A 14,835-nucleotide genomic window follows, 5' to 3' on the forward strand; every position below is an offset into this window, starting at 1 on the left:
CCTTGAGATACGTTGCAGTTATAACTCTTAATGCTAGCGCCGCCATCATACATCGTCTACGTTCAAGTTATCTTAAATCGCTCAAATTTGTGCACTAAGCTATTACTCCAAAAGGGGGCAGTCTCTTTTATTGACCGCACGCATCCTGTATGATGCACCCAGTCTAACCTTATCAACGCTGGTACTATTCCCGCACACATGACCCTTTTAGCGCTTGGTATTAACCATAAAACGGCACCTGTATCGCTGCGAGAACGCGTAACGTTTTCGCCGGATACGCTCGATCAGGCGCTGGACAGCCTGCTTGCGCAGCCAATGGTGCAGGGCGGGGTGGTGCTGTCGACGTGTAACCGTACAGAACTGTATCTCAGCGTTGAAGAGCAGGATAACCTGCAAGAAGCGCTGGTTCGCTGGCTGTGCGATTACCATAATCTTAATGAAGAAGACTTGCGCAATAGCTTGTACTGGCACCAGGACAACGACGCCGTCAGTCATTTGATGCGTGTTGCCAGCGGTCTGGATTCGCTGGTGCTTGGTGAACCGCAGATTCTGGGGCAGGTGAAAAAAGCTTTTGCGGATTCGCAAAAAGGTCACCTGAACGCCAGTGCGCTGGAGCGCATGTTCCAGAAATCATTCTCTGTCGCTAAACGTGTACGTACAGAAACAGACATCGGTGCCAGCGCCGTGTCCGTGGCTTTTGCCGCCTGTACGCTGGCGCGGCAAATATTTGAATCGCTCTCCACGGTGACCGTGCTGTTAGTGGGCGCAGGCGAAACCATTGAGCTGGTGGCGCGACACCTGCGTGAGCATCAAGTGAAGAAGATGATCATCGCCAACCGTACCCGCGAGCGGGCGCAGGTGCTGGCGGATGAAGTCGGCGCCGAAGTGATTTCGCTGAGTGATATCGACGCGCGTTTACAGGATGCCGATATTATTATCAGTTCTACCGCCAGCCCGCTGCCGATTATCGGCAAAGGAATGGTGGAGCGCGCGCTTAAAAATCGCCGTAATCAACCTATGCTGCTGGTGGATATCGCCGTACCGCGCGATGTCGAGCCGGAAGTGGGTAAGTTGTCCAACGCCTATCTGTACAGCGTTGACGACCTGCAAAGCATCATTTCGCATAACCTGGCCCAGCGCAAAGCGGCGGCCGTGGAAGCCGAAACCATTGTGGCGCAGGAAACCAGCGAATTTATGGCCTGGCTACGCGCTCAGGGCGCAAGTGAAACTATCCGCGAGTATCGCAGTCAGTCAGAACAGATTCGTGATGAACTGACTGCCAAAGCGTTGGCCGCTCTTCAACAGGGTGGTGATGCGCAAGCCATTATGCAGGATCTGGCCTGGAAACTGACCAACCGCTTGATCCATGCACCAACCAAATCACTTCAACAGGCCGCCCGTGACGGGGATAGTGAACGCCTGAATATTCTGCGCGACAGCCTCGGGCTGGAGTAGCAGCACACCAATCTTATTTTTTACAGGGTGCATTTACGCCTATGAAGCCTTCTATCGTTGCCAAACTGGAAGCCCTGCATGAACGCCATGAAGAAGTTCAGGCGCTGCTCGGGGATGCGGGTACTATCGCAGACCAGGAACGCTTTCGTGCACTGTCGCGCGAATATGCGCAATTAAGCGATGTATCTCGCTGTTTTACGGACTGGCAACAGGTTCAGGAAGATATCGAGACGGCTCAGATGATGCTCGACGATCCTGAAATGCGTGAAATGGCGCAGGATGAACTGCGTGAAGCAAAAGATAAATGCGAGCAGCTGGAGCAACATCTGCAGGTTCTGCTGTTGCCTAAAGATCCTGATGACGAACGTAACGCCTTCCTCGAAGTGCGTGCGGGAACCGGTGGTGATGAGGCCGCGCTGTTTGCCGGCGATCTGTTCCGCATGTACAGCCGTTACGCTGAATCGCGTCGCTGGCGGGTAGAGATCATGAGCGCCAGCGAAGGCGAACATGGCGGGTTTAAAGAAGTCATTGCCAAAATTAGCGGCGAAGGCGTGTACGGTCGACTGAAATTTGAGTCCGGTGGACATCGTGTGCAGCGCGTACCTGCGACGGAGTCACAGGGCCGTATTCACACTTCTGCCTGTACGGTCGCGGTCATGCCGGAACTACCAGATGCCGAACTGCCGGATATCAACCCGGCCGATCTGCGTATTGATACCTTCCGCTCATCAGGCGCAGGGGGTCAGCACGTTAACACCACCGACTCCGCAATCCGTATTACCCACTTGCCGACCGGTATCGTAGTGGAATGCCAGGACGAACGTTCGCAGCATAAAAACAAAGCGAAAGCGATGTCGGTGCTGGGGGCGCGAATTCGAGCCGCCGAAGTGGCAAGACGTCAACAGGCAGAAGCCTCTGAGCGTCGCAATCTGTTGGGCAGTGGTGATCGCAGCGATCGCAACCGTACCTATAACTTCCCGCAGGGTCGCGTGACCGATCACCGCATTAACCTGACGCTCTACCGTCTGGATGAAGCGATGGAAGGCAAACTGGATATGCTCATTGAGCCAATTGTCCAGGAATACCAGGCCGACCAATTGGCGGCGTTGTCCGAGCAGGATTAATGGATTATCAGCACTGGCTGCGTGAAGCGATAAGCCAATTACAGGCAAGTGAAAGCCCACGCCGTGACGCCGAGATTTTGCTCGAGTTTGTTACCGGTAAGGGACGCACCTTTATTTTGGCTTTCGGTGAAACGGTATTAACCGAGGCGCAGCGTCAACAGCTCGACACATTACTGGAGCGCCGTCAGCGGGGTGAGCCGGTGGCGCATTTAACCGGCGTGCGGGAGTTCTGGTCACTGCCGCTGTTTGTGTCTCCGGCTACGCTTATTCCTCGTCCGGATACAGAGTGTCTGGTGGAACAGGCGCTGGCTCGCCTGCCGGCCTCAGCATGCCGCATTCTCGATTTGGGAACCGGCACGGGTGCCATTGCGCTGGCGCTGGCAACCGAACGTCCGGATTGCGCGGTAACGGCGGTTGACCGCATGCCGGATGCCGTTGCGCTGGCCACTCGCAACAAACAGCATCTGGGCATCGACAATGTTTGCGTGCTGCAAAGCAACTGGTTCAGCGCTTTGCAGGGACAACAGTTTGACATGATTGTCAGCAATCCGCCGTATATCGACGAACAGGATCCGCACCTGGCGCAAGGCGATGTACGCTTTGAACCTCTGTCGGCACTGGTGGCGGGCGATCGGGGACTGGCGGATATCGTGCATATCATTGACCAGTCTCAGCGCGTGTTAACGCCCGGCGGCTATCTGTTGCTGGAACATGGCTGGCAGCAGGGGCAGGCCGTCCGGGACGTCTTTACTCGTGCGGGTTACCAGGCGGTTGAAACCTGCCGTGATTATGGCGGCAACGAGCGAATTACGCTTGGACGCATCCCATCATGAGTACCTTCAGTGTGTTACTCAACATTCATCTCATCAGTATTGCGCTTTCCGTTGGCTTGCTGACGCTGCGTTTTTGGTGGCGTTACACCGACTCGCGTCTTGCCTGCGCACGCTGGACGCGCATTGTGCCACCGGTTGTGGATACCGTTTTATTACTCAGCGGCGTGGCGCTAATGGTTAAAGCGCACATCCTGCCATTCACTGAGCACGGGACATGGCTGACTGAAAAGCTGTTTGGGGTTATCATTTACATCGTTTTGGGTTTTATTGCGCTCGATTATCGTCGGGCGCGCAGTCAGCAGGCGCGATTAGTCGCATTTCCGCTGGCGCTGGTGGTGCTGTACATCATCATTAAACTCGCCACCACAAAAATACCGTTACTGGGGTAAGCATGAGGTCGTTAGCTGATTTCGAATTTAATAAAGCGCCATTGTGTGATGGGATGATCCTGGCGTCGGAGTCTATCCGTCTGGATTTTCCAACACAAACTGTCTATGACGAACTGGAACGTCTGGTCAGTCTGGCGCAAGAAGAAATTAGCCAGCTCCTGTCTCAGGATGAGCAACTGGAAAAACTGCTGGCACTTTTTTACGGCGAATGGGGATTTACGGATACCCACGGCGTCTATCGTCTTTCTGATGCACTCTGGCTTGACCAGGTACTGAAAAATCGGCAGGGCAGCGCCGTGTCTCTGGGGGCGATCTTATTGTGGATTGCCAACAGACTGGAGCTGCCGCTGGTTCCGGTGATTTTCCCGACGCAACTGATCCTTCGTATTGAGTCGCTCGATGGTGAAATGTGGCTAATCAATCCATTCAATGGCGAAACGTTAAATGAGCACACGCTGGAAGTGTGGTTGAAGGGGAACATCAGCCCGGTCGCGGAGCTGTTTAACGAAGACCTGGATGAGGCGGATAACGCGGAAGTGATCCGCAAACTGCTCGACACGCTGAAATCATCACTGATGGAAGAGCGGCAAATGGAGCTGGCGCTGCGTGCCAGTGAAGCACTATTGCAGTTTAATCCTGAAGATCCGTATGAAATTCGCGATCGTGGTTTAATATACGCGCAACTCGAGTGCGAACATGTTGCGCTGACAGATTTAAGTTATTTCGTTGAACAGTGTCCGGAAGACCCGATCAGCGAAATGATTCGTGCGCAAATTAATACTATTTCGCACAAACAAATTGTATTGCATTGATTAATCACACTTTACCTACCGTTTAAGGCGATCCTATGAAACAAAAAGTGGTTAGCATTGGCGACATCAACGTGGCAAATGACCTGCCGTTCGTGCTGTTTGGCGGAATGAACGTGCTGGAATCCCGCGATCTGGCGATGCGCATTTGTGAGCACTACGTAACCGTTACTCAAAAGCTGGGTATCCCTTACGTGTTTAAAGCCTCCTTTGATAAAGCCAACCGTTCTTCCATCCACTCTTACCGTGGACCGGGCCTTGAAGAAGGGATGAAAATCTTCCAGGAACTGAAACAGACTTTTGGCGTAAAAGTGATCACCGACGTTCACGAAGCCAGCCAGGCACAGCCTGTTGCTGATGTGGTGGATGTGATTCAGCTTCCGGCATTCCTTGCTCGTCAGACCGATCTGGTGGAAGCGATGGCGAAAACCGGTGCCGTTATCAACGTGAAGAAACCGCAGTTCATCAGCCCGGCTCAGATGGGCAACATCGTGGATAAATTCCATGAAGGTGGCAACGATAAGGTTATTCTGTGCGACCGTGGTGCGAACTTTGGTTATGACAACCTGGTTGTGGACATGCTGGGCTTCAGCGTGATGAAGAAAGTCTCCGGCAACTCACCGGTGATTTTTGACGTTACCCATGCGCTGCAGTGCCGCGATCCGTTTGGCGCAGCAAGCGGTGGTCGTCGGGCGCAGGTTACCGAACTGGCGCGTGCCGGTATGGCGGTTGGTCTGGCAGGTCTGTTTATTGAAGCGCATCCGGATCCAGCCAATGCGAAATGCGATGGCCCATCCGCGCTGCCGCTGGCGAAGCTGGAACAGTTCCTGACGCAGATTAAAGCGATTGATGACCTGGTGAAAAGCTTCGACGAGCTGGATACCGAGAACTAAGAGAGTGTGACAGGCCGGAATTTCCCTCCGGCCTGCTATTTGAAAAGGGTATAAAGGTCGCCGTCAGGCACCAGACGCGCCATCGATTGTGTTATATCGGCAGAAAAGAAAACGGCCCTCAAGAGGACCGTGCGGTACGTCTAAAATAATAATCAGGCAAATATTGTCATCAGATAGGCGATAAACAGTGCCAGATGCGCTGCACCGTTAAGCACATTGGTGCGTCCGGTGGAGAAAGAGATCTGACACAGAACCAGTGATGAAACCATCACAATCATCTCTGGCGCACCCAGCGCAAACATCAAATCATTCCCGGTTGCCCATGCAATCAGCGTCACCACCGGTACGGTCAGCGAAATTGTGGCTAACACCGAACCGAAGAATAAATTCATTGCCCGCTGTACCTGATTGCTCAGAACCGCTTTCAGTGCGCCCAGTCCTTCAGGCGAGAGGATCAGTAACGCGACCAGGAAACCCGTAAATGCGACTGGCGCATTCAGTTCAGTCAGCAAGGTCTCAAGCGGGCTGGCGTTCATCTTGGTCACGGCGATAACAGCGATCAGATGAATGATAAGCCAGGCGGCGTGCCACAGATTGCTGTGCGCTGACGGCTTACCGTGATGCGGGTCGTCGTCGTCACCCTCGTCTTCATGCTCGTAAATGAACAGACTTTGGTGCGTTTTAGTTTGAATCAGCAAAAATACGCCGTACATCGCCGCAGAAATTAACGCCACCAACAGCGCCTGTGCGGTAGTGAAATTTGCCCCCGGCAACGCCATCGGGAATACCAGTACAATAATGGCCAGTGGGAACAGGGCGATTAAATACTGCTTAATACCAAATAGGTTCATATACTGAGTGGCAAATTTACGGCCACCTAACAGTAATGAAAAACCGACCAGACCCCCGGTTACGATCATAATGATTGAATACAGCGTATCGCGCATGAGCGTAGGTGCGGCATCGCCGGTTGCCATTAATGCGGAGATTAAGCTGACTTCAAGAATAACAACGGACAAACTGAGGATCAGCGACCCATAGGGTTCGCCAAGTCGATGCGCTAATACGTCCGCATGACGGACAACGCTGAATGCGCTGCTTAATATACCAATAAGGGCCAGCGCATTAATACCGATGACCACTGGTAGTGACTGACTGCTCCCCCAGAAGAACAGTACTACCAGCGCCAAAATCGGGAAGACGAGAGAGGTCTCCTTGTGGCGGGTTTTTACCGCCTCATGTGCTTGTGTCATTGCATTAATTCTCCATCTCTGCAGGTATTTATAATTATAAAAAGTATTAAAGATTGTAAAAAATAACAGAAAACGTGGTTTTGTAGGTGACATTTTACGAAATTTTACTACATCACCTGTTTTCCCTCTCAAAGCGGCCAAAAACCAATTTCTTGTTTATAGACTGTTTAATTAACAGAAGGTTAGGTAAAGAAAATTTCTAAAAATGTCCATTATTGGCGTCTCGCCGCATTGTTAACCACACTTAAGGTTTAGCCTAAAAAGAGGAGTTCACAATGCCCTATAAATCTAAAAGCGATCTGCCTGACAGCGTGCAGCACGTTCTGCCAGCCCATGCTCAGGACATTTATAAAGAAGCTTTCAACAGCGCCTGGGAACAGTATAAAGACAAATCTGACCGCCGTGACGATGCCACCCGAGAAGAGACGGCACATAAGGTGGCGTGGGCCGCGGTTAAAAATGATTACCAAAAAGGTGATGATGGTAAATGGCATAAAAAGACGTAACAGTATCAATTATAATGCCTTTATAAACTCGCTTGCATCAGGCGTTAGCGAATCGTGCTACGCCGCGCGGTTACTGGCTTGCAAGCGAGCGGTGAATTGCCTATTGTCCAGCTATTGGTTTCAAAATGAGCAGTAAAAAAGCCCGGAAGGCGTCAAAAAAGTAGTCGCAGGGAAGCAGCAGTGGCGGAGGTGTAAGGTGTTAACGCGTGATTTTTTATTGAATGCCGACTGTAAGACGGCATTTGGTGCTATTGAAGAATCACTACTCTGGTCAGCGGAACAACGTGCAGCCTCACTGGCCGCCACGCTCGCTTGTCGACCAGATGATGGACCGGTGTGGATCTTCGGTTATGGATCGTTGATGTGGAACCCGGCCTTAGAGTTTGAAGAGTCCTGTACCGGGACATTAGTCGGCTGGCACCGTGCATTTTGTCTGCGCCTGACGGCGGGGCGAGGAACGGCGTGTCAGCCAGGACGTATGCTGGCCCTGAAAGAGGGCGGACGTACCACCGGTGTGGCCTACCGTTTGCCGGACGCGTCGCTGGAACAAGAGCTTTCTCTGTTGTGGAAGCGAGAAATGATCACCGGATGCTATCTGCCGACCTGGTGCCAGCTGGCGCTTGATGACGGCCGAACGGTGAACGCGCTGGTGTTTATTATGGATCCGCGCCATCCGTTGTTTGAGTCAGACACGCGCGCGCAGGTGATCGCGCCGCTTATTGCCGCGGCCAGCGGACCTTTAGGCACTAATGCCCAGTATCTGTTCTCGCTGGAACAAGAGCTGGTCAAGCTGGGGATGCAGGATGATTGCCTTAATGATCTGGTGATCACGGTCAAACGATTGTTGGGAGAGAACCTGCCGGAAGGCGTTATGCGGCCAGGGTTTGCCTGAACCCGGCGTGGAATTGTATGCCCGAAAGCCAGGCGCTTTTCGGGCATGTCACGCTTAGGCTGCAATATAACTTATCGAATGCTCAAGCGACTGACTGTGGCTGTCGATCAGCACGTTCCAGACGCCGGTATAGGGCACGGTCAACCATGCGTTATCACGATCCTGCACGCTTAAGATGTCGGACTGCGTGTCTTTGACGTGATTTTTTTCGCTCATCAGGTGGATGTGACAGCGCTCGGAACAGCGCACAACCACCGTATCGCCACCAAATAACTTTAAACTTGCCTTCACTAATGCCATTTTTCCCCCCGTTCTTGAAAACAACGTACTTTCTCTCGAAAGTGCTGCGTGATGTTGTTCACATTTCACTCATTGCATAACACCAAAGGGGGAGCAACAGGATGCTGATTTTGATCAAAAAATGGCATAACGATTAAACAAAAGTGACAAAACACTTAAAAAGGGTTGAACGGGCGTGCTAACGTTCAACGAAACCGCGCCCATCAAATATTAAATCCGGAAATTATCGACACTTTCAGTGCGCTTGCCTGAAAACGGTATATCAGAAGGTCAACACTTTATCTGCAGCCAGCGTCCATTGAGCCAGTTCTACCAGCGTGCCGACGGCCACTCCGTCAATTAACGGCAGCGCCGTGATCCCACGACCATCGGTGCAGGTTTTGCACAGTTTTACCGGAACATTTTGCGCAGTCAGGATCTCCAGCATTTGCTGAATATTGTAGCCCTCCGCGGGTTTCTGACCACGTAATCCTGCGGTTACGGCATCAGACATTAAAAACAGACGCAGGTCGAGAGCGGCTTCCTGTTCGCGCAGGGCGATAGCCAGACGCAGGCTGTTAAATAACGATTCGCTTCCATAAGCCGCTCCGTTTGCGACGATCACTATCTTTTGCATTTTTACTCCTGTTACTGCATGTAAGCGTTAATAACCGACACGTATGTTACACCTATTTCTCAATGCCAGGATAATGCCGAAAAAAGGGGGAGGGGCTGAAAATCAACGCTGAAAACGTTATGGTTTAAGATAAGTATGCCACTGTGGCTAATTGATGTAAGAAACCACTAACGATTTGAGCCGTATTATCTGTTCTTCTCTTGCTGTATTCGCACTCTTGCCGCTGGCAGGCGGTACTGCTAACGCGCAGTCGTCCTTTGTGCACCAGGCTGAAAACCCTTTCGATAACAATAGTGATGGCTTGCCCGATCTTGGTATGGCCCCGGAGTCGCGGGCAGGCGAAAAGCATTTTGCCGAAATGGTCAAAGCGTTTGGTGAAGCCAGCATGACTGATAACGGGCTTGATACCGGTGAACAGGCGAAGCAGTTCGCGTTTGGCCAGGTGCGAGATACGGTCAGCGAACAGGTGAATCAGCAACTGGAATCCTGGCTTTCTCCCTGGGGAAACGCCAGCATCGGGTTGCAGGTGGATAACGAAGGCAGTTTTACCGGGAGTCGGGGAAGCTGGTTTGTGCCGTGGCAGGACAATCAACGTTATCTTACCTGGAGCCAGCTAGGAGTGACGCAACAGGACGACGGCTTAGTCAGTAATGCGGGGATTGGGCAACGTTGGGTACGCGACGGTTGGTTACTGGGTTACAACACCTTTTATGACAACTTACTGGATGAAAATCTGCCCCGCGGAGGCCTTGGCGCAGAGGCGTGGGGCGAATATTTGCGCTTATCCGCTAACTATTATCAACCGTTGTCTTCCTGGCAAGATCGTTTTGCAACCCAGCAACAACGGATGGCCCGCGGCTACGATCTGACCGCGCAAATGCGGATACCGTTCTATCAACACCTCAATACCAGCGTCAGCGTGGAACAGTATTTTGGCGACCGGGTGGATCTATTTCATTCGGGAATCGGGTATCACAATCCGGTGGCGGTGAACCTCGGGCTGAGCTATACACCGGTGCCGCTAATCACGGTGACAGCGCAGCATAAGCAGGGGGAAAGCGGCATCAGCCAGAATAACCTCGGCTTAACGCTTAGTTACCGTTTTGGCGTGCCGTTAAAAAAACAGTTGATGGTCAGTGAGGTGGCGAACAGCCGTTCACTGCGCGGCAGTCGTTATGACGATCCGCAGCGTAACAATTTACCGACGCTGGAGTATCGCCAGCGTAAAACGCTGTCGGTATTTTTGGCCACGCCGCCCTGGGATCTCAAACCGGGAGAGACGGTGGCGTTGAAGCTGCAGGTGCGTAGTTTGCATGGGATCCGCCACCTGACGTGGCAGGGCGATACTCAGGCGTTGAGCTTAACGGCTGGCAGCAATAACCGAAGCGCGCAGGGCTGGACGATTATTATGCCGAAGTGGGACAGCAGAGAAGGTGCGACGAACCGCTGGCGGTTGTCTGTGGTGGTAGAAGATGAGCAGGGCCAGCGTGTCTCTTCCAATGAGATCACGCTATCACTGACCGAACCGTTTACTACCGTTTCGGAAAATGATCCTCGTTAACAATGACGCATGCGCGCGTTATCAGAAAATACGTTCCTGGTGCACCCATACCGCGGCTTCAACACGTGATTTGAGCTTCATTTTCTTCAGCATATGCTTCACGTGAACTTTTACCGTGCTTTCGGTGATGTCCAGGCGGCGGGCGATCATCTTGTTAGGCAGACCCTGGGCGATGAGCTTAAGAATATCGCGTTCGCGCGGCGTCAGTTGGGTAACATCACGGTCGGACGTTGCGCGATTGGCGCGTAGGCTGGCGGCCAGAACCGGCGTTAAGGCTTCGCTCAGCACCATTTCACCGGCAGCCGCTTGCTGCAATGCTTTCAGCAAATCTTCCGGCTCCATATCTTTCAGCAGATAACCGTCGGCACCGCGCTTCAGTGCAGTAACCACGTCTTCTTCATGGTTGGATACGCTAAACACGACGATACGGCCTGACAGTGATTTCTCACGCAGCTTGTCGAGTGTTTCCAGACCGTTCATGCCAGGCATGTTGAGATCAAGAAGGATCAGATCGGGATCAAGGGATTCTGCCAGCTCGATACCCTGCTCACCATTGCTGGCTTCGCCGACAACGGTGATATCGGGCGCCATGCTGACAAGCTGTTTTACACCGGTTCGCAGCATCGGATGATCGTCGATCAACAGGATGGTTGCCGGTTCCAGATTACTCATGGGTATCTCCTTGGACTTCTGTGAAGTTTGTTTCGGGAATAAAAGTGACAGCAACTTCAGTACCGCCTGTCTCGCGACGGCGTACACGGCAATCGCCGCGCAAGCTCTGCGCACGGTCGCGCATGATTATCATGCCGTAGTGGTTACTGCGTTCGGCGTTTTCCGGTACGCCGCAGCCGTTATCTTGCACTGTAAGTTTGACCTGCTTACCATTTTGCACCACCGTCACGACTACTTCATCGGCCTGAGAGTGTTTGAGGGCGTTGCTCAGGGCTTCGCGCGCAATTTGTAGCAGGTGAATCGCCTGATGCGAAGGGACCAGACGCGGTGGCAGCTGATAATCCAGCTTAACCGTAAAGCCAAAACGCGCGCTGTATTCCTGACAGCTGGCTTCCAGCGCCGGTCTCAATCCAGGTTCCGTCAGCTGTAAACGGAAGGTCGTTAACAGCTCGCGCAGTTGCGCCCAGGAGGCGTTTAGCTCGTTACGAATCTGACTGAGCAGCTCGCGGCAGTTATCTGAAAGCGCATCGCCCTGCATCTGCAAACAGCTCACCTGCATCTTCATACAGGAGAGCGATTGTGCAATAGAATCATGAAGTTCGCGCGCAATGGTGGCACGCTCTTCCATCACGATCAACTGCTGCTGACGCTCCTGATGCCTGTCGAGTGCAAGCGTTGCGGTCAGTTGCTCAACCAGGGTATCAACCAGTTGCTGCTGATCGTGGCTGAGATGGCGTCCGTACGGCAAAGTCGCGAGCAGGATACCATACTGGGTATGGGCGTCGGTTAGCCGCCATTTCAGCGTGATACCGCCGTCAATGGCGGGTAGCGTACCGCGCGGACACAAATGGCAACCTTTCTCATCACAGCTAACATTGGACTGGCAGGTAAATTCCTGATGATTATCTTCATCTTCCAGATCATAGACCCGCAGTTCAATATCATGCAGCAGGGTCAAATTTTGCAGGCCGTTCAGTACCGGAGAGAGGCGTTCGCACAACGGCACCTGAGAGTGCAGGCGGCGGTTGGCTTGCCACAGGAAAGAGAGGATCTGATTTTTGTGCTCCAGACCCGCCGTTTTCTCCTGTACTCGCTGTTCCAGCACCGCGTAACTTTCGGCCAGTTCTTCCGACATATTATTCAGCGCCGAGCCCAGCGCTGCCATCTCATTACGCCCACTGATATGTGCGCGTTGGGTAAAATCACGTTGACTGACGGCTCGCGCCATCGCCAGCAGTTGTTTCCACGGCTGTAACAGGCGCACGCGTAGCCAGATAATGGTGAAGACCAGCAGCAATGCCATAAATACGGCCATCAGGCGATGCAGCAAGACGACGCGTTCAATGCGTAACTCGGTGGTATGGTCAAAGGCGGTGACCAGCTTATCCAGTCCGCCCACAAAGCGCCTGACATCCTGCGCTACCGCATCAGGCGTTTGCGCATGCGCAAGCCCCGGTGCCAGTTTGGTGTGCCAGTAATCCTGTAAGGCTTTTAACTGCGCCTGTTGTCCGTCACGCTGCGCGGCACGCGTCAATTCCGGGCTAAACGCCGTTTGCTCCATTTCATCCAGTAGTGGTTGATCGTTGGCGTCCAGCGGTATGGCCGCCAGCAGGCGATAGCTTTGCATGCGCAGCGATCCCGCTTTGTTGATTGCATGCGCGCTACCCTGAACGCCCTGAACCAGCCAGCCAGAGACTGCCATACCCGCCACGCCGATGGCAGTAGACAATAAAACAATCAGCGCCACCTGGTTGACCAGCGTAAGCGGGGAAAGACAACGTTTAAACATGGTGACTTGTTCCTTCGGGTTTTCGTAAAACCGAAAACCTTATTGAATGACGATTCTGCTGCAGGCAGTGGCGTTATTCTCGGCGATACACTGGAGTATACCCATACCTCAAACGGGCTACCCCTTAATTGCCGCCAGAGGGAGAGATCCTAAACGAGGGGGAGTAGGGGACGACAGAAGCGTGAAAAACCACATCTTTTTTACCGAAGTTATGTACTCATTTAGGATGATGATAAATTTCAGGCATCAATAATGACACCTTTTCCTTTGATTTATATCAACTTACCTCCAGCTGTAAACCCTAATGTGGCAGGCATCGAAACAAGTATCAGAGGTGTCTATGAGTCACTCATCTGCCCCGGAAAGGGCATCTGGAGCTGTAATTACTGAATGGCGGCCGGAAGATCCCGCCTTCTGGCAGCAGCGTGGTCATCGAATCGCCAGCCGTAACCTGTGGATTTCCGTCCCTTGCTTGCTGCTGGCGTTTTGCGTGTGGATGTTATTTAGCGCCGTGGCGGTGAACTTACCGAAAGTCGGATTTGATTTCACCACTGAACAACTGTTCATGCTGACGGCATTACCTTCGGTGTCCGGTGCGCTGCTGCGTGTACCGTACTCCTTTATGGTCCCCCTGTTTGGTGGACGTCGCTGGACGGCGTTCAGCACCGGTATCCTGATCATTCCTTGCGTATGGTTAGGTTTTGCGGTGCAGGATACCTCCACGCCATTTAGTACCTTTATCATTATCTCGCTGTTGTGCGGTTTTGCCGGTGCGAACTTTGCCTCCAGCATGGCAAACATCAGCTTCTTCTTTCCAAAACAGAAACAGGGCGGCGCGCTGGGTCTGAACGGTGGTTTGGGTAACATGGGCGTCAGCGTGATGCAGTTAGTCGCTCCGCTGGTGGTTTCACTGTCAATCTTTGCCGCATTTGGCAGCCAGGGTGTTGAACAACCGGATGGTACGCAGCTGTATCTGGCAAACGCCGCATGGATTTGGGTCCCGTTCCTGGCTGTTTTAACGCTGGCTGCATGGTTTGGTATGAATGAACTGGCAACCTCAAAAGCTTCGCTGAAAGAGCAACTGCCGGTGCTGAAACGCGGGCACCTGTGGATTATGAGCCTGCTGTATCTGGCAACCTTCGGTTCATTTATCGGTTTCTCTGCCGGTTTCGCGATGCTGTCAAAAACGCAGTTTCCTGAGGTACAGATCCTGCATTACGCCTTCTTTGGACCGTTGATTGGCGCCCTGGCTCGTTCAGCAGGCGGCGCAATCTCTGACCGGCTGGGGGGGACCCGCGTAACGCTGGTGAACTTCGTGCTGATGGCTATTTTCAGTGCCTTACTGTTCCTGACGCTGCCATCAAACGGTGTCGGTGGCAACTTTATCGCCTTCTTTGCGGTGTTCCTGGCGCTGTTCCTGACGGCTGGTCTGGGGAGTGGTTCAACCTTCCAGATGATCTCCGTTATCTTTCGCAAGCTGACGATGGACAGAGTGAAAGCTGAAGGCGGTTCAGAAGAGAAAGCGATGCGCGAGGCGGCGACCGACACCGCGGCAGCGCTGGGCTTTATCTCAGCTATTGGTGCGATCGGCGGCTTCTTTATCCCGAAAGCATTCGGTACGTCCCTGGCATTAACTGGCTCTCCGGTCGATGCGATGAAAGTATTCCTGATCTTCTATGTCGCCTGTGTGGTTATCACCTGGGCGGTGTACGGACGTCATTCTAAAAAATAAAAAAGTAGTAA

Annotated in this window: 15 protein-coding genes; 10 read left to right on the forward strand and 5 right to left on the reverse strand. The window is 52.7% G+C overall.

Annotation, left to right across the window (positions count from 1 at the left end; all coding sequences use genetic code 11):
- The first annotated feature begins 198 nt into the window (after positions 1–198).
- From hemA to kdsA, 6 genes are read left to right on the forward strand one after another with little or no spacing between them, the layout of a single operon-like run.
- Positions 199–1,455, forward strand: coding sequence for a glutamyl-tRNA reductase (gene hemA / locus HV334_RS11300; RefSeq protein ID WP_016153294.1), 1,257 nt, complete (start codon positions 199–201; stop codon positions 1,453–1,455).
- 41 nt (positions 1,456–1,496) lie between these two features.
- Positions 1,497–2,579, forward strand: a complete 1,083-nt coding sequence (prfA, locus tag HV334_RS11305) for a peptide chain release factor 1 (protein WP_016153293.1) — start codon at positions 1,497–1,499, stop codon at positions 2,577–2,579.
- Positions 2,579–3,412: a peptide chain release factor N(5)-glutamine methyltransferase gene (prmC, locus tag HV334_RS11310; RefSeq protein WP_016156740.1), complete on the forward strand. Its 834-nt coding sequence runs from the start codon at positions 2,579–2,581 to the stop codon at positions 3,410–3,412. Before prfA ends, prmC begins: the two co-directional genes overlap by 1 nt.
- Entirely contained in the window at positions 3,409–3,801 is a 393-nt protein-coding gene (gene sirB2, locus HV334_RS11315) for an invasion regulator SirB2 (protein ID WP_016153291.1), read from the forward strand. The genes prmC and sirB2 overlap by 4 nt, the downstream gene beginning before the upstream one ends.
- A gap of 2 nt (positions 3,802–3,803) precedes the next feature.
- Positions 3,804–4,613: an invasion regulator SirB1 gene (gene sirB1, locus HV334_RS11320; protein WP_003020775.1), complete on the forward strand. Its 810-nt coding sequence runs from the start codon at positions 3,804–3,806 to the stop codon at positions 4,611–4,613.
- Positions 4,614–4,648: 35 nt separating this feature from the next.
- Entirely contained in the window at positions 4,649–5,503 is an 855-nt protein-coding gene (gene kdsA / locus HV334_RS11325; protein ID WP_016156739.1) for a 3-deoxy-8-phosphooctulonate synthase, read from the forward strand.
- A 152-nt stretch (positions 5,504–5,655) separates the two neighbouring features.
- Here kdsA and chaA read toward each other — a convergent pair whose 3' ends face one another.
- On the reverse strand, positions 5,656–6,756 hold the full coding sequence (chaA, locus tag HV334_RS11330) for a sodium-potassium/proton antiporter ChaA (protein ID WP_016153289.1): 1,101 nt from the start codon (positions 6,754–6,756) through the stop codon (positions 5,656–5,658).
- A gap of 275 nt (positions 6,757–7,031) precedes the next feature.
- On the opposite strand from chaA, the gene chaB reads away from it, so the two are divergent.
- Together chaB and HV334_RS11340 are read left to right on the forward strand one after the other, a co-directional pair.
- Positions 7,032–7,262, forward strand: a complete 231-nt coding sequence (chaB, locus tag HV334_RS11335; RefSeq protein WP_016153288.1) for a putative cation transport regulator ChaB — start codon at positions 7,032–7,034, stop codon at positions 7,260–7,262.
- Positions 7,263–7,458: 196 nt separating this feature from the next.
- Positions 7,459–8,154: a gamma-glutamylcyclotransferase gene (locus HV334_RS11340; protein WP_016156738.1), complete on the forward strand. Its 696-nt coding sequence runs from the start codon at positions 7,459–7,461 to the stop codon at positions 8,152–8,154.
- Positions 8,155–8,208: 54 nt separating this feature from the next.
- Here the strand turns inward: HV334_RS11340 and HV334_RS11345 are convergent, their stop codons facing one another.
- Together HV334_RS11345 and HV334_RS11350 are read right to left on the reverse strand one after the other, a co-directional pair.
- The gene (locus HV334_RS11345) at positions 8,209–8,454 is read right to left on the reverse strand and encodes a DUF1883 domain-containing protein (protein WP_003833405.1); all 246 of its coding nucleotides are present in this window, start codon (positions 8,452–8,454) and stop codon (positions 8,209–8,211) included.
- A gap of 262 nt (positions 8,455–8,716) precedes the next feature.
- Complete coding sequence (locus tag HV334_RS11350; protein ID WP_049042858.1) at positions 8,717–9,070, reverse strand: DsrE/DsrF/TusD sulfur relay family protein; 354 nt, start codon at positions 9,068–9,070, stop codon at positions 8,717–8,719.
- Between the two features lie 175 nt (positions 9,071–9,245).
- Here HV334_RS11350 and HV334_RS11355 point away from each other — a divergent pair, with 175 nt between their 5' ends.
- The gene (locus HV334_RS11355; RefSeq protein ID WP_181221736.1) at positions 9,246–10,631 is read left to right on the forward strand and encodes a YchO/YchP family invasin; all 1,386 of its coding nucleotides are present in this window, start codon (positions 9,246–9,248) and stop codon (positions 10,629–10,631) included.
- 21 nt (positions 10,632–10,652) lie between these two features.
- On the opposite strand, the gene narL is transcribed toward HV334_RS11355, so the two are convergent.
- Both narL and narX read right to left on the reverse strand, forming a co-directional pair.
- Complete coding sequence (narL, locus tag HV334_RS11360) at positions 10,653–11,303, reverse strand: two-component system response regulator NarL (RefSeq protein ID WP_003020756.1); 651 nt, start codon at positions 11,301–11,303, stop codon at positions 10,653–10,655.
- A complete protein-coding gene (gene narX / locus HV334_RS11365; RefSeq protein WP_016156734.1) occupies positions 11,296–13,092 on the reverse strand; it encodes a nitrate/nitrite two-component system sensor histidine kinase NarX in 1,797 nt (598 codons plus the stop codon). Before narX ends, narL begins: the two co-directional genes overlap by 8 nt.
- Positions 13,093–13,432: 340 nt before the next feature.
- Between narX and HV334_RS11370 the strand changes: the two genes are divergently transcribed.
- A complete protein-coding gene (locus HV334_RS11370) occupies positions 13,433–14,824 on the forward strand; it encodes a NarK family nitrate/nitrite MFS transporter (RefSeq protein ID WP_016153284.1) in 1,392 nt (463 codons plus the stop codon).
- Positions 14,825–14,835 lie beyond the last annotated feature (11 nt).

It is taken from the genome of Citrobacter sp. RHBSTW-00944 (assembly GCF_013615435.1).
Classification (GTDB): Bacteria; Pseudomonadota; Gammaproteobacteria; order Enterobacterales; family Enterobacteriaceae; genus Citrobacter; species Citrobacter braakii.